This window comes from Pilosibacter sp. NGB245 (genome assembly GCF_057397225.1).
Genome location: NZ_CM171584.1, coordinates 621,622 through 642,893, shown reverse-complemented (window position 1 = coordinate 642,893; position 21,272 = coordinate 621,622). Strand labels below are relative to the sequence as shown.

At 48.5% G+C, this 21,272-nt stretch carries 24 protein-coding genes; 1 reads left to right on the top strand and 23 read right to left on the bottom strand.

The genetic code is table 11. The annotated features are described in order from the left end of the window. Window positions 1-72: 72 nt before the first annotated feature. The 4 genes from ACXMYH_RS02765 to ACXMYH_RS02750 form a co-directional block, all read right to left on the bottom strand. A complete protein-coding gene (locus ACXMYH_RS02765; RefSeq protein ID WP_147327110.1) occupies window positions 73-216 on the bottom strand; it encodes a DUF4337 domain-containing protein in 144 nt (47 codons plus the stop codon). A 300-nt stretch (window positions 217-516) separates the two neighbouring features. After that, window positions 517-813, bottom strand: a complete 297-nt coding sequence (locus tag ACXMYH_RS02760; protein ID WP_486555482.1) for a DUF3847 domain-containing protein — start codon at window positions 811-813, stop codon at window positions 517-519. Beyond that, window positions 806-1,147, bottom strand: a complete 342-nt coding sequence (locus ACXMYH_RS02755) for a DeoR family transcriptional regulator (protein WP_073929947.1) — start codon at window positions 1,145-1,147, stop codon at window positions 806-808. Before ACXMYH_RS02755 ends, ACXMYH_RS02760 begins: the two co-directional genes overlap by 8 nt. 14 nt (window positions 1,148-1,161) lie before the next feature. Beyond that, window positions 1,162-1,332: a hypothetical protein gene (locus tag ACXMYH_RS02750; RefSeq protein ID WP_486555481.1), complete on the bottom strand. Its 171-nt coding sequence runs from the start codon at window positions 1,330-1,332 to the stop codon at window positions 1,162-1,164. 483 nt (window positions 1,333-1,815) lie between these two features. Between ACXMYH_RS02750 and ACXMYH_RS02745 the strand changes: the two genes are divergently transcribed. Continuing rightward, entirely contained in the window at window positions 1,816-2,622 is an 807-nt protein-coding gene (locus tag ACXMYH_RS02745) for a helix-turn-helix domain-containing protein (RefSeq protein WP_069432587.1), read from the top strand. 108 nt (window positions 2,623-2,730) lie between these two features. On the opposite strand, the gene ACXMYH_RS02740 is transcribed toward ACXMYH_RS02745, so the two are convergent. The 19 genes from ACXMYH_RS02740 to ACXMYH_RS02650 form a co-directional block, all read right to left on the bottom strand. Continuing rightward, a complete protein-coding gene (locus tag ACXMYH_RS02740) occupies window positions 2,731-3,348 on the bottom strand; it encodes a hypothetical protein (RefSeq protein WP_233105080.1) in 618 nt (205 codons plus the stop codon). Between the two features lie 52 nt (window positions 3,349-3,400). Beyond that, window positions 3,401-3,778: a TnpV protein gene (locus tag ACXMYH_RS02735; RefSeq protein WP_024739843.1), complete on the bottom strand. Its 378-nt coding sequence runs from the start codon at window positions 3,776-3,778 to the stop codon at window positions 3,401-3,403. Then, complete coding sequence (locus tag ACXMYH_RS02730) at window positions 3,738-4,100, bottom strand: helix-turn-helix domain-containing protein (RefSeq protein ID WP_022742028.1); 363 nt, start codon at window positions 4,098-4,100, stop codon at window positions 3,738-3,740. The genes ACXMYH_RS02735 and ACXMYH_RS02730 overlap by 41 nt, the downstream gene beginning before the upstream one ends. A 485-nt stretch (window positions 4,101-4,585) precedes the next feature. Then, complete coding sequence (locus ACXMYH_RS02725; RefSeq protein ID WP_486555480.1) at window positions 4,586-4,741, bottom strand: hypothetical protein; 156 nt, start codon at window positions 4,739-4,741, stop codon at window positions 4,586-4,588. A 212-nt stretch (window positions 4,742-4,953) separates the two neighbouring features. Further along, window positions 4,954-5,751, bottom strand: a complete 798-nt coding sequence (locus ACXMYH_RS02720) for a class I SAM-dependent methyltransferase (protein WP_486555479.1) — start codon at window positions 5,749-5,751, stop codon at window positions 4,954-4,956. Between the two features lie 360 nt (window positions 5,752-6,111). Next, on the bottom strand, window positions 6,112-6,504 hold the full coding sequence (rpsI, locus tag ACXMYH_RS02715) for a 30S ribosomal protein S9 (protein WP_021905542.1): 393 nt from the start codon (window positions 6,502-6,504) through the stop codon (window positions 6,112-6,114). Window positions 6,505-6,532: 28 nt separating this feature from the next. Further along, window positions 6,533-6,967 carry a 50S ribosomal protein L13 gene (gene rplM / locus ACXMYH_RS02710; RefSeq protein WP_015553390.1) on the bottom strand — a complete coding sequence of 145 codons (435 nt, stop codon included), beginning with the start codon at window positions 6,965-6,967 and terminating at the stop codon, window positions 6,533-6,535. Between the two features lie 181 nt (window positions 6,968-7,148). Beyond that, on the bottom strand, window positions 7,149-8,495 hold the full coding sequence (locus ACXMYH_RS02705; RefSeq protein ID WP_486555478.1) for an MATE family efflux transporter: 1,347 nt from the start codon (window positions 8,493-8,495) through the stop codon (window positions 7,149-7,151). Window positions 8,496-8,912: 417 nt separating this feature from the next. Beyond that, complete coding sequence (locus ACXMYH_RS02700; protein WP_118650620.1) at window positions 8,913-9,734, bottom strand: putative hydro-lyase; 822 nt, start codon at window positions 9,732-9,734, stop codon at window positions 8,913-8,915. Window positions 9,735-9,863: 129 nt separating this feature from the next. Further along, window positions 9,864-10,961 carry a 5-oxoprolinase subunit C family protein gene (locus ACXMYH_RS02695; protein WP_486555477.1) on the bottom strand — a complete coding sequence of 366 codons (1,098 nt, stop codon included), beginning with the start codon at window positions 10,959-10,961 and terminating at the stop codon, window positions 9,864-9,866. After that, window positions 10,961-11,692 carry a 5-oxoprolinase subunit PxpB gene (gene pxpB / locus ACXMYH_RS02690; protein WP_486555476.1) on the bottom strand — a complete coding sequence of 244 codons (732 nt, stop codon included), beginning with the start codon at window positions 11,690-11,692 and terminating at the stop codon, window positions 10,961-10,963. The genes ACXMYH_RS02695 and pxpB overlap by 1 nt, the downstream gene beginning before the upstream one ends. A 71-nt stretch (window positions 11,693-11,763) precedes the next feature. Continuing rightward, the gene (locus ACXMYH_RS02685; RefSeq protein ID WP_015553386.1) at window positions 11,764-12,525 is read right to left on the bottom strand and encodes a LamB/YcsF family protein; all 762 of its coding nucleotides are present in this window, start codon (window positions 12,523-12,525) and stop codon (window positions 11,764-11,766) included. Between the two features lie 94 nt (window positions 12,526-12,619). After that, on the bottom strand, window positions 12,620-13,831 hold the full coding sequence (locus ACXMYH_RS02680; protein ID WP_015553385.1) for an NRAMP family divalent metal transporter: 1,212 nt from the start codon (window positions 13,829-13,831) through the stop codon (window positions 12,620-12,622). A gap of 224 nt (window positions 13,832-14,055) precedes the next feature. Then, window positions 14,056-15,411, bottom strand: coding sequence for a sigma-54-dependent transcriptional regulator (locus tag ACXMYH_RS02675; RefSeq protein WP_117469275.1), 1,356 nt, complete (start codon window positions 15,409-15,411; stop codon window positions 14,056-14,058). Beyond that, window positions 15,389-16,729 (bottom strand): sensor histidine kinase, encoded by a 1,341-nt coding sequence (locus tag ACXMYH_RS02670; protein ID WP_486555475.1) that lies wholly within the window; start codon window positions 16,727-16,729, stop codon window positions 15,389-15,391. The genes ACXMYH_RS02675 and ACXMYH_RS02670 overlap by 23 nt, the downstream gene beginning before the upstream one ends. After that, window positions 16,726-18,141, bottom strand: coding sequence for a sodium:solute symporter family protein (locus tag ACXMYH_RS02665; protein ID WP_486555474.1), 1,416 nt, complete (start codon window positions 18,139-18,141; stop codon window positions 16,726-16,728). The genes ACXMYH_RS02670 and ACXMYH_RS02665 overlap by 4 nt, the downstream gene beginning before the upstream one ends. Then, window positions 18,138-19,172 carry a tRNA pseudouridine(38-40) synthase TruA gene (truA, locus tag ACXMYH_RS02660; RefSeq protein ID WP_486555473.1) on the bottom strand — a complete coding sequence of 345 codons (1,035 nt, stop codon included), beginning with the start codon at window positions 19,170-19,172 and terminating at the stop codon, window positions 18,138-18,140. The genes ACXMYH_RS02665 and truA overlap by 4 nt, the downstream gene beginning before the upstream one ends. A gap of 298 nt (window positions 19,173-19,470) precedes the next feature. Beyond that, window positions 19,471-20,271: an energy-coupling factor transporter transmembrane component T family protein gene (locus ACXMYH_RS02655; RefSeq protein ID WP_486555472.1), complete on the bottom strand. Its 801-nt coding sequence runs from the start codon at window positions 20,269-20,271 to the stop codon at window positions 19,471-19,473. After that, complete coding sequence (locus ACXMYH_RS02650) at window positions 20,265-21,257, bottom strand: energy-coupling factor transporter ATPase (protein ID WP_486555471.1); 993 nt, start codon at window positions 21,255-21,257, stop codon at window positions 20,265-20,267. Before ACXMYH_RS02650 ends, ACXMYH_RS02655 begins: the two co-directional genes overlap by 7 nt. Window positions 21,258-21,272: the final 15 nt, after the last annotated feature.

The following is a 21,272-nucleotide window of genomic DNA, read 5'->3' as shown; positions in this document are numbered from 1 at the left end:
AGCGGCGGGTATTTAGTTGTGAAAGTTCGGGACAAGTTGACCCGATGTGAAGTTGACAAACTGAAAGTTGTTTTACTTACGTTCCATAAATCCTATGATTGAAAAAATCAATCCTACAATTCCAATTCCAATAGAGAGTAGCTCCATTCCTGATGAGCAAAGAGTAATTACGATAGCAAAGAGTAATATTGCAATACCTAATCCGATTTTTTTCACTGTAAATCCCTCCTTTGAAAATTCCGATTTGTTGTCATCTTCATTATACTTCACTGCCTATCAAAAAGATAGCATATTTTATGAAACTTGTCGGCTGGGAACAGCTTGCAACGCAAGATGTCCCCAGATGGCAAGTCCACAAAAGGGTAGCTGGCGGCAGCCAGCGCAGGGGAAGCGTAGCGTCTCCTGTTTGATTTGAAGCAGACCATGACTGCGGAAAATCACAGCCCTCCGGCGAGGAGCCTTCGGAGAACGCAATGCACCAACCTCTGGGTGGTGTATAATTGCGCCCTTAGTAAACTAAGGGGTTTCCGGCTTCTCCCGTTCCAGCAGTTTTTTCAATAGTTCCTGCGTGTCCTGCCTGTGAAAAATGAGTTTCAACAACAGCATGACATCATCATCTGTCAGGCGTTCCGGCTCTTGCAGAAAACTTTCCAGCATACCGCCACGAGTACAGAGCCGGTGCGTCCGTTCCTTTCGGGTAAGCTGCTTTAACTGGTGCTGCAATGCCTTTTCATCATTGATGGCTTTCCGCAGTTTCTTTTCGCTTTTCTCCAACTCCCGCTTGAGCTTTTCCAGCTTTGAGGTATCAGGCAAGGGCAGCGTCCTCCTTTCCCGGTATCAGCACATAAATTCTATTCGGTTCTCCCACGCCCTGACGCACCCGCATGATAAGTCCGGCGGTTTCCAGTTCATTCAGAGAACGCTTGACCGTCATGGGACTGCGGGACAGGACTGCGGCAATGGCTGTGACAGGGAAGCAGACAAACAGGATTCCGTTCTCGTCCTCCTGCCCTTTGGATAGCATAGCGTCCAGCATCCGGCAGTACATGACCTTTGCGGTGCTGCTGACTGGAAATCCTGTCAACGCTCTGGGAAAGGGCATACAGGGCGGCAATGATGTGTCTATCGTCATAAATTCAAAATTCATTCTGTGTGTTCCTCCTATTTCTTTGCTCGTTTGGATAAATAACGGGGGCAGTCAACCACAACCGCCCGGAAGCTCTGCTTGCACCCATGCTGGCATTTCCGGCATAATTCGTTGTAAGTGACACGCCCCCGGTCATTGAGGTAAAAGGAAAGCTCATGCTTCCTCTTTTTGCTCATTCTCGGCATATTGCGCTTCCTCCCGTTTTAGTGTATGGTTCCGGGGTGATTTTCGGCAAAATTACGGTTATAGAGCCGCTTAAAATCTCCCGAAGTATCAGCGATAGGGTAGACTGTCCCCCTATCAGATTGTCGTGTTTCGGTATCATTTCGGTGTCAGTTCGCCAGTTCTCCCCGGTGTCGTTCCTCCCCTGAATCTCACAGCGGCGTATCGCTCCCTTTGGTATGCTCGTTTCGGTCAGGGTTCCTCCACATCCCTGCCAAAAGTCATGGCGCTACATCGCCGGGGAAGCATATCCCACACAGGCTGGTCATTCGATTGGAATAATCCATCGATGAACTACCTGTATCATAGAACATTTTTGTGCCCTGTGCCGTATGTCCACAAAGTAGGAATTAAGGGTAAAAATCAGAACTTTCCACGATTACGGAAAGTGTGATATAATCCAGATAAGCGGCAGCAATGAAACCGTTGGAAGGGAGCGTGCACCCATGAAAGGAGCAACAAGCATACAGGAACGCCTTTGGGAACTCCGCAAGGACAAAGGCTTAAATCTGGAAGAACTATCAAAGCTGACGGGCATTTCCAAATCAGCTCTTGGAAGTTATGAAAAAGAGGATTTTAAGGAAATCAATCATGGCAACCTTATCACGCTGGCAGACTTCTATGGGGTTTCCGTTGATTATCTGCTGTGCCGGACAGAAAACCGGGAGCAGATCAACACACCATTGACGGAGCTGCATTTGAATGATGAGATGGTTGCACTTCTGAAAAGCGGTCGGATTAACAACCGTCTGCTCTGCGAACTTGCCACCCATAAGGACTTTATCAAGTTTCTTGCGGATATTGAGATTTATGTGGACGGGATTGCTACCATGCAAATCCAAAACCTCAATGCCCTTGTTGATACCGTCCGGCATGAAATCATTGAACGGTATCGCCCCGGCGAAGATGACCCGCATTTGAAGGTGCTGCAAGCTGCCCATATCAGCGATGATGAGTATTTCAGCCACATGGTTCTGGATGACCTCAACCTGATTATCCGGGATATTCGGGAAACCCACAAAAAGGACAGTGAGAGTGCGCCCCAGACCACCGTTGCCGATGAACTGAAAGAAAATCTGGAAGCGGTCGAAAATTTCAAGGGCAGCCGTTTGGAAAAACTGGCAATGCTTTACTGCAAGCAGCTCGGTATCAACTACAAAAATTTATCGGAAGAAGAATTTCGCTGGCTGATTCGGATTCTCCAAAAATCAAAGAAAATGGGAACGCCTATCAGCCAGAGGAAAAAACGGTAACAAAAAACCGCTGTTGCATGGTTGTGTTGGCTTCCATGTAGCAGCGGTTTGTGCTGTGGTTATTCAGTTGAAATTTTGAAGTGGTAAGTTGTATATTATAATTTCATATTACCATGGAAAAACAAAGTAAAATACCAAAGCACTAATTACCGAAGCGATTAGAAAAAGCTTCTTACTTTTTGCTTTTTTATAGAACATGAAAAGAAAAATTAGTACTCCTATTACATCCATCAATAACTGAAATAGGAATGTATGATGCCCTAAAAAGTAAATAAAAATTACAATTGCTTCTGCGGCTAAAGCACCTACTGGCAGAGAATATAATATAGAATTAAAAATATGTTCTTTATTCCAGTAATATAAGATAAACGCTGCTATTGCACAAGGGATTGAACAAATAGTAAATAATATAAATAGTGAAGTACGAAAACCACCAGAAAATAAAGGTATGAATGTTCCTAATATTGCTTGTAATCCATAGAAACTCAATGTCATTCCAAACATATATAAAAACGAACTAATCCCTGCACAAATGTTTGAAGTACTTGCTAAAACAATGATGGTATTGGTAATAATCCAAAATCCCAATAGTGTTTGAATTGACGAAAAACTCCATAATGTATCAGCTGGGCAATAATCTGTAAGCCTGCAAATACATCCGACTAAAATACCAACCCAAAAAATTGTTATATAGGATTTCATACTATGGGTTAAGGTTTTGTTCATAAATTTCCTCTCCTTCAGCTTTCAGTTTGTAATTGTCATTCTGACATACCGTTTATGAATAAACCATCTCATGCAAAATAATTTCTTCTGCCCGGTTGTGAATGTTATTGCAACGCTGCACCCATTCCATTTGAGAAGTACGCTTCAATTCCTCAGTCACGCCCTCGGCAGCTTTCATCTGCTCCATGATGGTGTCTAACCGTTCCTGTGCCTGTTCGTTCAGGTCTGCAAGGTATGTCCATAACTTCCCGGTCAGTGTCAATGTGTTCAATCTGGCTGGGTGGACTTCTCTTAAATATTCCCGGTGCATCCGTCCGTACTTTCCGATAGGGCGGTGTTCCTCCGGCAGCTTCAAATCTGGGATATAATAATCCCCAACAAGGATATAATCAATTCCGTTTTCCGTTATTCTTGGTTTCAATTCGCTCATGTTCCTTACCTCCTGTGGAAGCAGGCTCGTCTGGTACTAACTCAATCACATCGGTAATCTCACAATTCAGCGTTTCGCAGATACGGGCTAATGTATCCATGCTGATGTGCTTTCCCTCTTTGCTCATGTTGGCAATCATATTCGTTGTCATACCGGCGGCAAGCCTTAAATCTTCTTTTCTCATATCACGCTCTAACAGTGTATGCCAGAGTGGTTTATAGCTGATGTGCATATTATTTTCCTGCCTTTCTATCCATACCACCGGGGCGGCTGCCCCGGCAGGAACTTTTCTCTTATTATAGCACCAATCTTGTGAAATCACAATTTATTCTTGTAGCCTGCCGCTGATACCGTCTGGATTGTGCTTTTCCTTTCTTTTTTGTTCCCTTTAATTAGCCATGAACTGCTTCATGCCCTGAGATTTTGCGCCAGATAGCGATAGGTAATCCTTTGATATAATCTCCAGATTTTCCCCCGCTCCACACCGTGCATGTAACTTTCACCGCACACGGCGTTCCATCGAATTCAACAGCCAGGGTTTTTCATATACGATTTACACACTTTGTAACAGCATAATTATCAAAGAATGATTACAGGCATTTCAGCCATGGTTCGATGTTTGCTAAGTTTTGCAAGTTTAGAATCATCTAATTGCAGTTAGTTCAGATGCTGAACGAGCTTCTATAAACCTCTATTGCCTTATCTACAAACAGGTATTCTTCAAAAATTTCAATTACCATCTCAAAGGTCATCATTTATGCTCAACCTCTTTATCACACTTATTTTTTCTGCCTCCATTATCCAGTATTACCACCAAGAAAACAATGATACCTCTAAAAAGAAAAAGCGGAGGAAGGTGCTCAAATTCTCTGCCCCGTATTGCTGTATCTTTTGATGGATCAGCTCCAGTTCTTCTGCGGACACCCAAAACAAAACCGGAATATCCCGCTTGCGCTTTGCCATGGTTATCGCTTCGGCTCCCGTTTCTTCGGAGCGGCAGGCTTATGGGCAGGCAGCTCCTGTTTGAGCTTATCCCATACTAAGGGACGGGACGGTTCCAGTTTTTCTCTCTGGGGGCACCCTTGACCGGCTAAGGCACTTCGTCCTTAACCCGAACGGAGTTTTTGCTTGCACCTTGCGTAAGGCTCTTCCTTTTCAATCCGACAAACTTGAATTTAACGTTTTCTCGCTAATTGTAAATCAATAGTATCATGGATTTTTATTATACCACCATGGTTGTTAATTGCTTCTTTAATTTTAGCAAAGAACTCTGTTCTTATACTTTCTTCAATTGCAATATGGTTTGAATATGTTCCAAGAAGTTCAATATACTCATTTGCGGAAAATACTCGTTCTCGATAAAATAACTCATATCTAATATCTGAAAAACCATATTTGCTTGCAATCATTGCTATCTCTTTTGCCTGCTGTTCCGTATATCCAGATATTGTTTCACGTTCTTTATTGTAATACTTATTGTAATACAGGTCATAAATCTTATCTATTTCTTGTGAAAGCTCTACATTTTCTTTATCACGATACGGATGGTTCGCAAAACGTGCAAAAGCACCACCATTTTTCAGCATAGAAAATACTTTTTCATATCCGATTTTCTCTGGTACCCAATGAAAGGCAGTTGCAGAAAATACTAAATCAAAGGTATTGTCCTCAAACACTGTATCTTCAAATTTACCTGTAATGACTGAAAATTTTTGATACTCATTAAATTTATTTTTTAACAATTCAGAAAATCGTTTTCCACATTCTACTGCTGTCAATTGACATCCAGTTTCTAAAATTGGAGCCGTTGCTTGGCCTCCACCACTTCCCACCTCAACCACATTGCTATTTTCGTTAATAGGAATATAGTCAAGCAATGTTTGATACAATTCTTTTACATAACCAGGACGTGACTTCTCATATGTAGACGAAACTGTATCAAACGTCCATTCTAATCCTTTCAAAGCTGGCATTGCAACACACCTCCAAATCCAGATTTATATCGCTGTTCTTACTATTTCTATCAGATATTACCTACAGATTCCATAGCTTCATAGCTCAAAACCGTTCATCCGTAAACTGTTTAGCTATGTAAAGTGACGGCCCTTCCTGATGCCGGAATCTTTTCCCACCATGACAAAAATCACCCTCAAAAATACCCCCGAAATTGCTCTCTGGTTGTCCTATATTTAACCACTAAAACTCCAGTGAAAATGGCTCTCGTTTGGTCAAATGAGGTCAAACTATATCAGCCCGTTTAGGTATAAGAAAACCCCGGAAAACCTTGATTTTCCGGGGTTTTGTAAACCTTTTGATATAGTCTGAGCAGTCGATTATCGCTTGCTGAACTGCGGAGCGCGACGAGCTGCTTTGAGACCGTATTTCTTTCTTTCTTTCATACGCGGATCTCTTGTTAAGAAACCAGCTTTCTTTAATACCGGACGGTACTCGATGTCTGCGTGAAGCAGAGCTCTGGAGATACCATGACGGATAGCGCCTGCCTGTCCGGAAACTCCGCCGCCGCGAACGTTAACGATAACGTCGAACTTATCAGCTGTCTCTGTTGCTGCTAACGGCTGACGAACGATGAGCTTTAATGTCTCAAGACCAAGATACTCATCGATATCTCTCTTGTTGATTGTGATCTTACCTGTTCCCGGTACAAGATATACTCTTGCGATAGATTTTTTTCTTCTGCCTGTTCCGTAATATTTTGTGCTAGCCATTATGAATTTCCTCCTTTCAGACCTCTAATTAAAATTTGATTTCTAAAACTTCCGGCTTCTGTGCTGCCTGCTCGTGATCCGGGCCAGCGTAAACGTGAAGTTTTGTGATCATGCTTCTTCCTAAAGGTCCCTTCGGGAGCATTCCCTTAACTGCTAACTCGATAACCTTCTCCGGCTTCTTCTCGAGCATTTCTCTTAAAGTTGTCTCTTTCATTCCGCCTACATAGTCGGAGTGGCTGTAGTAGATCTTCTGGTCTAACTTCTTACCTGTAACTTTGATCTTGGAAGCGTTTGTTACGATCACGTAATCGCCGCAGTCGATGTGCGGAGTGTAGATCGGTTTGTTCTTTCCTCTTAAGATCTTTGCTACTTCTGATGTCAGACGACCTAATGTATATCCTGTAGCGTCAACTACGTACCATTTTCTCTCAATTGTTGCTGGACTAGCCATAAAGCTCTTCATGGGTTGACCTCCTGTTTGTACTAAATCAATCAATGTTCCTTTATCGTAAAATACTGTTTCCGGGGCTTTGGCCACAGCATTTTCAACCGATGTCACAGTTATACATTATATTATACATGGTCGGGTGTGTCAACCATTTTTCTTCAAAATTTCGATTAAATTTTGCCGAAAAACCTATATTTTATCGTGGTTTTGGCATGGTCCGCTTAATCGTTCCCCGATACACGATCTCAGCCACAACTGCTGCCGCAAACTCCGTGATCCAGAACGCGTTCCAGACCGCGCCGCCGCCGAACAGATGGCAGAGAATAAAGGCGGACGGAAGGATGACTACGATATAGCGGAGCAGGGAGATCACAAGGGACTGGACACCCATGCCAATTCCCTCCAGGGCACCAGACGCTGTTACGGAGACCGTTGAGACGATGAATCCGGCGCTGATGATCCGGAGGGCAGCGCCGCCTGCTGCGATGGTCTCCGCGTTGTCGGTAAAGGCACCGATCAGCGTGTTGGAGATCGTAAGGCAGAGCACCGTTCCTGCTGCCATAATTACGCCGGCCATAGCTAACGTTATCTTATAGATCTTCCCGACTCTCTCACGCTCTCCGGCGCCGAAATTGTAACCGATCACCGGCCGCATCCCCTGGATGATGCCGCTGGCCGGGAAATAGAGGAAGGTCTGCAGTTTATAATAGATTCCGAGAATGACCACATAGCTTCTGGAATACTGCGCCAGCAGACCATTTAACACAAAGATCATGACGGAGGGCAGCGCCAGATTGAGGATCGCCGGGATACCGATCCCGTAAAGCTTCTTCATGGTATTTCCGCCAGGGATCTTGTATTTTGCTTCCAGTTTTACCGGAACCGGTCCTCTGAAATAGAAGACAAGGTACACGATGAGTGAGACGAGCTGTCCTACACCTGTTGCCAGCGCCGCACCTGCGATCCCCATCTTCGGGAAGAATGCCAGTCCGAAGATCAGCATCGGATCCAGGATAATGTTTGTGATGCAGCCGCCGAGCAGGGCGATCATGGACACCTTCATCCGTCCTACCGCCTGGAAGATCTTTTCGAAGGCCAGTCCTGCCATGATGATCGGAGAGAACAGGAACGCAATAGACGCGTAGCGCACGCCATAGTGAATGACCTCCTGATCGCGTGTGAACATGCCAAGGAACCACGGCATGATGGCGATGCAGGCCGCCGCCAGGATGATCCCGTGGATCACAGACAGGACAACACCCTGGGTCGCCGCCCGGCGCGCCTCATCCTCTTTTCCGGCACCTCTCGCTGTAGCGATCAGAGCGTTGATTCCCACGCCGAAACCGATGGCCATGGCATTGATGAAATTCTGGATCGGAAATACCAGAGACAGCGCTTCCATGGCATTCTCGCTGATCCGGGCAACAAAATAACTGTCTACTATATTATAGAGGGAATTCACCAGCATGGACAGGACCATGGGCATTCCCATTCCGAGGAGAAGAGGAAAGATCGGCTTCTCCTTCATGAAAGTTTCATTCATGATTCTAACCTCCCATATAATTTTTAAAGTAACGGTTCCATATGTAAAACTTCGTTGATATAAGCAATAAAAAGAATGTACCTCGACACATCATTGGCACGTAGTTCCTTTTTGTTTAGCGGGAAGTTCTATCGGAATTTTCTGTTAAACAAAAAACGCCACACAACCACCCATAAAGCTTTTAGGTGATTGTGTGGCGAAAAAAGTTCTTCTCTAAAAATCCACACGAGTTTTAACGTCTGGTAGAATAACATAGATTTCGGATTCTGTCAACTATCCGGAGCCCGAAGACTCGGTGACCCGAACCTCTCACTCTCGAAGGCCCGAACATCTCACTTCCGCATCTGTCCGGCAAAATCTGCCATGTCCGATGCTGGCAGCTGATCACGCATCTGCGATGCTGCGATTCCTTCTGTTTCACAGCGATTTCGTACCTTGCTTCTTTTTCTCCAGATAATCATTTAACTCCGCGTTCTTCACATTCGTGATAAACATATGACCCGGAGCGTGGGTGATGACGATCGGCGGCTTCGCCCGCTCGATGGCTGCCTGTGGGGTCACGCCGCAGGCCCAGAATACCGGGATCTCGCCCTCGCGGATCTCCACTGGATCTCCATAGTCCGGATGGTCGATATCCTTGATGCCGATCTTTTCCGGATCGCCCATGTGGACAGGACCACCGTGAACATTCGGGAACTTCTCCGTGATCTCCGCCGCTTTCTTTGCGTTCTCCGGCGTCATCGGGCGCATGCTGCATACAAGCGGACCTTCAAACACACCGGCTTTCTCACATTCGATGTTCGTCTTGTACATCGGAACATTTCTGCCCATTGAGATGTGGCGCACGTCGATTCCGGCCTGTAAGAGCGCCTCCTCGAAGGAAAAGCTGCAGCCGATAAGAAAACCAACGAAATCATCCTGCCAATATTCAGAAGCATCTGTCACCTCATCGACCTTCACGCCGTTTTTATAGATAAAGTACCGCGGAATATCGGTAACGATATTCGCTCCCTCGCCCATATCATGAACCAGCGGGGAACCGTCCATGATCTCGAGGATCGGACACGGTTTCGGGTTGCGCTCCGCGAACTTTTTAAAGTCCTCCGCATATTTTTTCGGCAGGATCACAAGGTTTGCCTGTGCGTATCCCCCGCACATTCCGGCTGTCGGTTCTGTGATCTCGCCGTCACGGATCTTTTTCCAGATCTCCTCCGGTCTTGTCGTTCTGTAATCTCCCATTTTACGTTACCCCTTTCTCCTATGCCGTTCTTTTCGTTTCCGGCATCTTAAGTTTCCTGTTTCCCGCGACCCATTCTGCTGAAACGCTTCGCCGATCAGGTCATTTTCCGGTCTGCATCCCCATATTTTTTACCGGAATCTCACAACCTCTTTTTCAAGCTCCACAAGAAACTCTTTTCCATTTACGGAGATCTTATAGGTTCCCGCCTTTACCCATGCGGTCTTGTTCGCCTCGGATGCCGCTGCGATCGCCACCGCCTGCTCATCGTCCGCCGGTTCCACCGGGGTATTCAGTTTCTTCGCAAGCGCGTCAAGCTCTTCTTTTTCCTTACAATAGAGAGCCTGCGCCTCATCCACCGTGACTTTCTCAAAATGGATCTTCATTCCCGGCATGCACTGGGCAAGCACCGGAAGGTCCACAGAGATCACGTTGGCGATCTTTGTGTAGCCACCTGTGGTCTGATGGTCCGCCATCATGACGATAGGATTTCCGTGGGACGGAACCTGGACAGCGCCGAAGCTGATGCCGTCAGTGATGATGTCACCGCCGTTTTTATGCTCGATCACATCGCCTTCCATGCGGCAGCCCATGCGGTCGTACTCGTTGGAGATCGTGTAGGTGCTGTTTAAGAAGGTGTTGATTCCCTTATCTGTAAAACAGTCGTCCTGCGGGCCCATAACGACTCTGAGTGTCCATTCCTTTGCCCCGTAGGACGGAAGTTCATATACACGCTCGGCCATATGCGGGAGCCAGGATGCGGGAGCGCGGAAAGCGATCTCATCGCCGGTTCCTAATTTTCTTCCCTCGTATCCGCCAACCTTTGATTTCAGGTTCGTGGATCTGCTTCCCATAACGACCGGGATATCAAGTCCGCCCGCAAAAGCGATATACGCACGGCTTCCGCCGTACATGCCCATGAAGCTCAACGTCTGGCCCGCTTTTACCAGGACCGCACGGTATCTCTCCACCGGTTTTCCGTCGATCTTTGCCCCGAGGTCGCCGCCTGTCACCGCGATGATCTCATCTTCTGTAAATTTCATCGTCGGGCCCATCATCGTGATCTCGATGACTGCCTCGTTCGTATCATTTCCAACAAGGATATTGGCGAGTGACGCTGCCCTGGTATCCATGACACCCGATACAGACATTCCAGTCTCCTGATATCCGTAACGTCCCATGTCCTGAACCGTTGTCAGGAATCCGCCGTTTATGATCTGAATGCCCATCACTCCGCCTCCTTATCATATACTACATACTGATATGTATCGTTCTCCACCTGTTTTTCGATGGCTTTGTACTCTTCTTCCGTCACCGGTCGGAATTTGATATACTGTCCGGACTCCAGGAGTACCGGTTTTTCCCGCTCGGAATCATACAGCTTTAACGGAGTTCTTCCGATGAGCTGCCAGCCGCCCGGGGATGCCACCGGATAGATTCCAGTCTGCTCTCCGGCGATTCCCACGGAGCCGCCCTCAATCTTTACGCGCGGACTCTTCAAACGCGGAGTCGCGATACGCTTGTCCATGCCGCCGAGGTACGGGAATCCCGCGATAAATCCCAGCATGTAGATCAGGTACTCTTCGGAGGAGTGGATCTTTACGACTTCCTCTTCCGTAAGTCCGTTATGCTCTGCCACATTCGCAAGGTCCGGTCCCATCTCCCCGCCGTAAAGCACCGGGATCTCGATCACCGTTGGCGGCGGGATCTGGATGCTGCCCATGGAGGACAGAACCTGCTCAAATTTTTCTGTCAGTGCTGAGAACCGGATCACTTCCGGCTTGTATACAACAAGAAGGGAACGGTAGGTCGGTACGGTCTCGACGATTCCCTCAATCTGTTCTTTCTCTAACGCGATCTTGAATGCGCGGATCTTCCGGTTGATCTCCGGACTGATCTCATTTCCAAATTCCACGGTGACTGCACAGTCACCGGAAACCAGATATCTTACATTTTCCACAGCGAGTCTCCTCTCTATACATTTGCGGCTGTTTGACATTTGTAAGATGTCAAACAGCTGCACTCTTTTTCCTATAAACTTAAATTTTTAATCTCGACGCCTTCCGCGATCAGTGTCTCACGGATATTCTTTACGAACTCCAATGCCTTTGGGTTATCTCCGTGAACGCAGATAGAGTCTGCCTTGATCGCGATATCGTTTCCGTTGATGGACTCAACTTTTCCTTCTTTTACCATACGGATCACACGTTTGATCGCAAGGTCTTTGTCCTTGATCACTGCGCCCGGAAGCTTTCTTGATACGAGAGTTCCGTCATCGTTGTAAGCACGGTCAGCGAAGACCTCACTTGCAGCGCGGAGACCGACTTTTTCTGCTGCCGTGATCATCTTAGAACCTGCAAGTCCCATGAAGATGATGTCCTTATCTACCTCATAAACTGCCTCACACATCGCGATAGCTAACTTCTCGTCAACAGCTGCCATATTGTAAAGAGCGCCGTGCGGTTTTACATGCTGGATCTTTACGCCATGGGCGGTACAGAACGCCATGAGAGCGCCCAGCTGGTAGCGAACATAAGCTTTCGCTTCATCCGGCGTCACTGCCATATTGCGGCGTCCAAATCCCACAAGGTCCGGGAATCCCGGGTGTGCGCCGACGGCTGTTCCGAACTCTTTCGCCAGAGCAACGGTCTTTTCCATCACCATCGCGTCACCTGCGTGCCAGCCACATGCCACGTTTGCGGAGGAGACGTATTTTAAGATCTCCTCATCCATTCCGATCGTATAATTTCCAAAGCTTTCTCCAAGGTCACTGTTTAAGTCTACACGGTACATAAAATTTCCTCCTTGCTTTCCCTGCCGGTATTTTCTAAATTTCCTATCTACTATTTTAAACGACTTGCATCATAATCTCAATACATAATTAGCCTTAGCCGAACATCTTTAAGATTCCCGGAAGAGCTTTGATTCCGGAGAATCCTGTGAGCAGTACCACGCACACACCTAAAACGATGAGGATCGTCGGATGCTTGTAATCCTCGCCGACGATCTTCTTGTTTCTGCTCGCAAGAAGGATCGTTAAGAGGGTCAGCGGAAGGATCAGTCCGTTTAAAGCGCCTGCAAGTACAAGAAGTGCTGCCGGCTTTCCGAGGATCGCCATGATCAGTGTGGAGGCTGTGATAAATCCGATCACGAACCACTTTTCATTCTTCATGATAAACGGATGAAGAGTCTTTAAAAATGAAACCGATGTATAAGCCGCGCCGATGACGGATGTTGTAGCGGCGAAGAAAAGGACAAGACCAAAGATCTTATATCCGATCACGCCAGCTCCGAGACGGAACGCGTCTGCTGCCGGGTTTGAAGCGTCAAGTGTCACATCCGGGTTTGCTGTCACGACACCGAGAACCGCAAGGAACAGCAGGATTCTCATGATTCCGGAAACGCTGACACCCATTAAAACGGACTGGCGTACATGCGGAAGATCTTTCTTTCCGGAATATCCGGCGTCAAGAAGACGGTGCGCACCGGAGAATGTGATATATCCGCCGCAGCTTCCTCCGAGAAGCGTGATGAGCGGAAGGACAAGGGCCCCCACATCGCCCGGGTGGAAAATACTGCTCACAGCGTCCCCTACCGGAGGTTTGGATTTGATCGCCACATAGAGAACTACGATGATCATGATACTTCCAAGGTATTTTGTCAGCTTATCCATGCTGGCCTTCGCGTCCTTGGAGAGGAAGATCAGGATTCCGATGATTCCCGCGATAAAGGTTCCAACCGTCGTCGGTATTCCGAACAATACGTTGAGTCCCAGGGCGCCGCCTCCGACGTTTCCGATGTTGAATGCCAGACCGCCGAGGGCAACCATGAACGCGATAAAGTATCCGAGCCCCGGAAGGACTTTATTTGCAATATCCTGTCCGCGCATGCCGGACACACCGATCACCGACCAGATATTTAACTGTGTCGTCACATCCAGCAGGATCGTGCAGATGATCACCAGCGCGAAAATGCTTTTATACTGAGCCGTAAATGTGGAAGTCTGTGTCAGGAAGCCCGGTCCGATCGCGGATGTCGCCATCAGGAACGCAGCTCCCATCAAGGTCGTCATGTTGCTGTGTTTTTTCTTTTCCCCCATAAATGAGTACCCCTTTCGTATCTTTTCTACAACTGATGTCTTGATTTTATCTGACTTTTTAGTGACATTCAACTATATTTTTCGGTTTTGGAAAATCTTTTTTAAATTTTCAAAAAAATCGTGCGAATCCGCTCATTTTCAGCGAGCGATTTCGCACGATGTGAATTTTTGCACGTTTTCAATTGTTCAGCAGATCTGCGCCCTTCCGCGAGGGCCGTAAGATTTCAGTCTTCCTTATCAAGTCTTCTCTTCATGGAGAATCTTGTGATCCCCAAAAGGGCCGCCGCTTTTGTCACGTTGTTTCCGCAGAGCTTCAGCGCCTGGTCCATGTAGATCTGTTCCAGCATGGAAACCTCCTGATCGAGACTGATCGGTCCTTTCCGAAGATCCTTTAGCGCAAACGGTTCTCCTGTCCGGGTATCATCTTTCCAGTCCACCCGTTTTAATTCCACATGTTTTTCAAGCACGTCCCCCTGACAGAATAAGAAGCAACGCTCAAAAATATTTTTCAGTTCCCGAACATTCCCTTTCCAGTCATACAAAAGCAGCTCCCGCATAAAATCAGGATCCACATGGGTGATATTCTTTCCAAACATGCCGTTATAATATTTCAGGTAATAATCGCAGAGTGCCGGAATATCCTCTCTCCGGTCCCGTAACGGCGGGATCACAAGTTCCATGACATTGATCCGGTAGAAAAGGTCTTCCCGGAATTCCCCCTGCTTTACGGCGTGTTCCAGATTCCGGTTTGTCGCCGCGATCACCCGGGCATCTACTTCGATGTCCTCCAGACCACCCACACGCTTGAACTTCTTATGATCCAGAAATGTGAGGATCTTTGTCTGCATGGAGAGGGGAAGTTCCCCGATCTCATCCAAGAACACGGTTCCGCCTGCTGCCAGCTCGATCAGGCCCTTCTTCGTCTTCATAGCACCCGCAAAGGCCCCCCGCTCATAGCCAAAAAGCTCGCTCTCCATCAGATGTTCCGGAATTGCGCTGCAGTTGATGCGGACCATCAGGTGGTCCCTCCGGTCGCTGCAGGCATGGATCAGGGACGCCGCAACCTCTTTTCCCGTTCCGGTCTCGCCCCGGATCAGAACATTCACCGTGGAATTCTTTCCGAGAAGTTCGATGTGGCGCCGGATCCGCATCGCGGCGTCGCTGACTCCGATAAATTCCTGCGTTTTTCCCTTTAGAAACTCCAGGGATTCCCGATCCTGCATCTGACCAATGCAGCGGCTAGCGATCCGGTCGATCTCGTCAATATCAAAGGGCTTTAAAATATAGTCGTAAGCGCCGCGCTTCGTCGCCTCCACCGCCTGGGCAACAGAGCCGTACGCCGTCATCAGGATCACCTGGACCTCCTCATCGGCGGAACGGAACGTGGAGATCTCGTCGATCCCGAGGCTGTCCTGCAGGCGGTTATCCAGGAGGATCACCTGCGGATGGAACGTTTTCATCTTCTCGAGAGCGTCCTTCACCGTTTCCGCCGACTGGGTCTCGTATCCCCGGTCCTTCAGTCCTTCCTCCAGCGTAAACCGGATCAGAAATTCGTCATCAACGATCAGTACCTTTTTCATGTTCATCCCTGCTTTCAAAAATCAGGCGCACCGTTGTTCCACAGCCCGGAGCGCTTTCCATTTCCATTTTGCCGTGGTTCTGCTCGATCAGCCGGTTTACGATCGCCAGACCGAGCCCGACGCCGTTAATGCTCTTCGTGTAGAACGGTTCTCTTGCACGTTTCAGTTCCTCTTCATTCATTCCTTTTCCATTGTCGGAGACGCAGAATGTAGTCATACCTCCGTCGGAAGACACTGAGAGACGGATCTTCCCCGTGCCGTCCCGGCTGACCGCCCGCATGCTGTTCGTCAGAAGATTGTACAGCATCTGGCGCATTTCATTCTCATCGGCAAACACCTCACATGCCACGCAGTCTGTCTCGAACGTGACATTCTGCTGTTCGCACTCCTTCGCATAGATGGATGCCACCTCCCGCAGCACCGCATCCGCCAGAAAGACATGTCTGTGGTTTTCCTTCTTTACCGACAGCGTAAACAGGTCATTGATCAGCCCAGTCACCCGGTCGATCTCATGGAGCATGCTGTCGCAGAGAAGCTTTTCATTCTCCTTCACCGCCCGTCCGCCCAGGACCTGTATCCCGGAACGAATCCCGGCCAGCGGATTTTTGATCTCGTGGGCCAGCGCCGATGACATCCGGCTCGTATACTCCATTTTCGTGTAGTTATCAAGGTTTTTCAGAAGATTCTCAAAGGTTCTCGCCAGCTGGCCGATCTCGTCCTTTCTCGCTGTCTCCGGGAAACTGTACTCCCGGAACCCGTCCTTGTTCTCATCGAGCTTTTTACACGCCGCGCCCATGCTGCGGATCGGTTTTGTGAGACTCCAGGCGAGGAACACGCTGACCTGGACGATGATCAGGAGACTGGCCACAGCGCCCACAATGACGTAATTCTGTTCTTCCAGGATCGCGTTCTCGAATGACTTTTTATCCATCCAGTATTCCAGACGCCACCCCAGGGAATTTCCACTGTCCGCGTACAGGAGTTCCATGTTCCCGTCCGGGATCTCCTCGTCCCCTGTGATGACCGTACCGTCGGCAGCCATGATCCGCACCGCCGGATCATGATAAAAATTATACTTCTGCCGGATCTCATCCTCACTCAGTTTTCCCTGCAGATAGTAAATATCCGCCTCCATGCCGCGGATCGTGGTCCTCGCGTACTCTTTTCTGTCCTTAAGCTTTTCCGTATATCCATTATACACCGAAATAGCACAGAATGCACAGACCACCAGAATTCCCACCGTGACGAACGGCAGCATGATCTCATGCTCGATCCTGCAGAACCATGATCGAAACAGTTGTTTTTTCTTTCCGCTCATTCTTCTGCCCCTCTCTTATTCTCAAACATCGGGATCACAACATAGACCGCCGCTGCGCACAGTGTTGCCGGAAATGCCCAGTATATCTGGAGATTCATTTTCCAGAACAGGACAGAGCAGATAAGTCCCGTAAAGAACGCTCCCACCGCCCCGGCTTTCGTTCTCCGTTTCCAGTACAGTCCACCGTAGATCAGAGGGGCAAGCGCCGCCGAGAATAATCCCCAGATGTCCGCTCCAAAGGACAGCATGTCCTCCGGCGGATTTACGGATAAGATCAGTGCAGCCGTGCCACCTATGAAGATAAATACCCGCGCCAGGATGAGGATCTGCTCCTCCGACATCTTCTTTTTTGTGATCTGGGCAGTCACATCGTAGGACAGCATACAGCCGATCAGGTGAAGCTGGGAGTTCGCCGTTGAGACGCAGGCGCCGATCACGCTGATCAGGAAGAAACCGCTGAACGGTGTGTTCATGAGATTGACCACTGCATAGATAAATACGTCATCCGCGGAGCAGTAATTTTTCAGCTGCGGAAAGAGGATCCGCAGTCCAAGACCGATCTGGGTCAGTGCAAAGTACAGCACGCACAGGAATATCAGTGCATGCAGGATCATATGTTTTGCGGTTTTTTTATCCTTCGCCGCCAGGATCCTGACCATATACTGGGGATTCGATGCCAGTCCCATTCCCCAGCCGAAGAACATGGAGATATATACGAAGATTCCAATCTCCGCTGTCTGATTTTCAAAAACGCCCTTGCTCTTTATGAGTTCATGCACAGTCTGATCCGTCAAAAACCAGTGTCCCGGAACGTTTTTTACGATAACCAGATACAGAACCCCGATGCTCACAGAGAGCATAATCAGATTGAGGCAGTCCGACTTCGTGACGGAGTTAAAGCCGCCGAAGCTCGAATAGAGGATAAAAAGATAGACAAGAAAGACAGCTACCTTGTAATTGATATTCAGCAGGCTGGATACCGCAATGCCAAATCCCTTGATCTGGATCATCAGATAGAAAATATAGCCGCAGATCATAAAAATGGCCGATGCTGTCTGCAGAAATTTTGAATCATGCTTTTTTCCAATCAGCTGTGGGATCGACAGGACATCATTCTCATATAGCCGGTCCGTCATCAGATACAGGAGACCCGCGCCGATAAACCACGGGATGACCGACGACGCGATGACAGAGAGTCCGCTGTGGTATACGTTTCCCGTAAATCCCAGAATCGTCGCCGCGGAGACCCAGGTTCCGACAAATGTGAAAAACAGGCGTTTTTCGTCATTTTTTCTCTCACCGACGAAAAACTTGGAGAGAGAATCGCTTTCCGAAAAGGAGAGCTTTCCGATGACCAGGAACACAACGGAATAGATCACAAAATAGATCAGCTGGATCAGTACCTGGTTCATAGCGCTCTCCCCGTATATTCCGTTCCGTAGCTGCCGTCATCCAGCCTGCGGAGTCGGTAATATCCATAGCTTTCCGCCTCCGACACCTCATATCCATCCGGAATCGTCACAAACACTTCCTTCGCCCCATTCCGGTATGCCTGATGCACCATGCGGCGGATCAGGCGAGGGAGTTCTTCGGGTTCGGAGAACCTGATCCGCACGCGGGAAACTCCGTCGGATTCCAAGCTGGTCTGGTCCAGAACAGCGTCCCAATGTTCATTTCTCCCAATAATCTCCTTTGGGATCTCCCTCTCATACTCGATTCCCACAAGTGTCAGCCCCTTCGCCGGAGCAGTCTGTCCCGCCTCTTTGCGGCTTCTTGCCTCCAGTACCTCTTTCACATGTTCCGGCTCCCACTCACCGGTTCCGACTTTTAACAGGGTTCCCGCGATGATCCGCACCATGTTGTAGAGGAATCCGCTGCCGCAAAGGCGGATCGTTACGATGTCCTCATCATTCTTTTTCACCTCGACCCCGTAGATCGTCCGGACCGTCTCCTCCGCCTGGTGGTTTGCGGCGCAGAAGCTGATGAAATCATGTTCCCCGATGAGATATTTTGCCGCCTCATTCATCTTTTCCACGTTTAACGGGTAATAGCAGAAATGGGCGTAGAGGCGTCGCGTCGGGATCTCGATCTTACAGTTTAAGATCTGATACTCGTAGGTCTTTACGCAGTTCTGCTTTCTCGGATGCCAGTCCAGGGGAACCTCCTCGGATTCCACCACACGGATATCCTCCGGAAGTCCGCGGTTTACCGCGTAACAGAATTTATCTCCCGGGATCCGGCTCTCCGTGTCGAAGACCGCCACGTTTCCTCTTGCATGGACACCGGAGTCAGTCCGGCTTGCCCCAATGACGCAGACAGGCTCTTTCAGAAGATCCGAAAGAGCCTTATTTAACATCTCCTCTATGGTAACGCCATTGGGCTGGAGCTGCCAGCCCTTGTATGCGGTGCCGTCATAGGCAACCGTCAGTTTGATTCGTCTCATAGCTTTATTGTTTTCCCTCTGCTGCCCGGGGATTCCCGGGCAAATTTACTTTTATACAAATCCAGCAGCTAATTTGCAGCCGAATCCAATTCTGCCCGGTTTTCCGGATAGAATCAGATATCAAATTACTTTTTCCCGGCTGAAATCGTTCATTTCTTGTAACTATTCAGTACCTTCATAGTTACGTGCAAAAATCCATTCCAGATCAGCTTCGCTGATGGGATTTTTGCCTTCCAGCCTATGTTTCCTTACGGTCAGCGCAGCAAGTGCGCAGACCTACTGAACAGTTACCATTTCTTTACAAAACGACCTTCAGCAAAATTGCCACCACAAAATACACCAGATACGCCCCATAAACCATGTGGTCCCTCTTCGCGTACTTGAGCGGCTTCATTTTTGTTCTGCCCTCGCCGCCGCGGTAGCATCTCGCCTCCATGGCCATCGCGAGGTCCGTGGCACGGCGGAATGCGGATACAAAAAGCGGTACAAGAAGCGGTACCATGGATTTCGCCTTCTGGATCAGATTCCCGCTCTCGAAGTCAGCACCTCTCGCCATCTGCGCTTTCATGATCTTATCCGTTTCCTCAATTAAGATCGGGATAAACCGGAGTGCGATAGACATCATCATGGACACCTCGTGAACCGGAACGCCGACCTTCTTTAAGAAGCCCAAGCTCTTTTCCAGACCGTCTGTCAGCTGGTTCGGCGTCGTTGTGAGTGTAAGGATCGTGGATCCCATAACGAGATAAACAAGACGGATCGCCATAAATGCCGCAAACCGGAGACCTTCCCAGGTCATCTGCAGGAAACCGATCTTAAAGATCGGGGTACCCGGCGTCAGGAACAGGTTAAAGCTGACGCTGAGGAGAAGCAGGAACACGATGGATTTTAAGCCGCGCACCATGAATTTTACCGGGACATTGGAGAGCTTGATGGCAGTGATCAGAAAGATCGTCGCCGCAAGGTATGCCCAAAGGTTGTCCGCGATAAATAAGGTTACGATGTATACAAGAGTTCCAAATAATTTTGTTCTCGGATCCAGCCTGTGAAGCAGGGAATCAACCGGGTAGTACTGTCCAAGTGTGATATCTCTTAACATGTCTTTTCCTCCCCGGCTGTCTTTTCTGTGATGTCCACATTCCCAGAAATTGTTCCGGCGACGTTCCCATGACCTGCGTTTTCGAAATCGGCTCCAGCTGTGCTTACCTGAGCTTCATTTCCGGAACTTTTTCCATTCTTTTCGCGCCAGATCTTAAGGATCGCATTCTTCGCCTCTTCCACCGTCGTGATATCCGGATCCAGCGGGATCCCCTTGTCGATCAGCTTGTGCACCACATAGGTGATCTGCGGAGCCGCAAGGCCAATGGCTTCCAGCTCTTTATAGTGGCGGAATACTTCCTTCGGGGTTCCGTCGAAGACCTTCTCGCCGTGGTTCATGACTACAAGACGTGACACATAGCGCGCCACATCCTCCATGCTGTGGGAGACGAGAATGATCGTCAGCCCCTGCTCGTTATGGAGCTTTTGTACGAGTCCTAAAATGTCGTCGCGGCCTTTCGGGTCGAGGCCGGCTGTCGGCTCATCTAAGATCAGGACCTCCGGCTTCATTGCGAGAACACCCGCGATAGCCACTCGACGCTTCTGTCCGCCGGAGAGGTCGAAGGGGGACTGCTTATAAAAGCTCTCATCGAGTCCCACCATGTCAAGCGCCTCTTTCGCGCGCTTCTCGATCTCCTCCTTCGGGAGTCCCAGATTCTTCGGTCCAAAGCAGACATCTGAGAATACATCCACCTCAAACAGCTGATGCTCCGGATACTGGAAAACAAGCCCCACATGGCTGCGGAGCTCTTTCATGGAATATCCCTCTTTATAAATACTCTCTCCGTTATAAAGGATATCTCCACTCGTTGCCTTTAAAAGTCCGTTTAAATGCTGGGTCAGGGTTGATTTTCCGGATCCGGTATGACCGATGAGGCCGATAAACTCGCCATCATGGATCGTAAGATTTACATCCTTTAAGGCATACTGCTCAAAGATCGTTCCCTGCCCGTATATATGATTCAAGTGTTTAATTTCGATTGCCATATTTCCACCATTTCT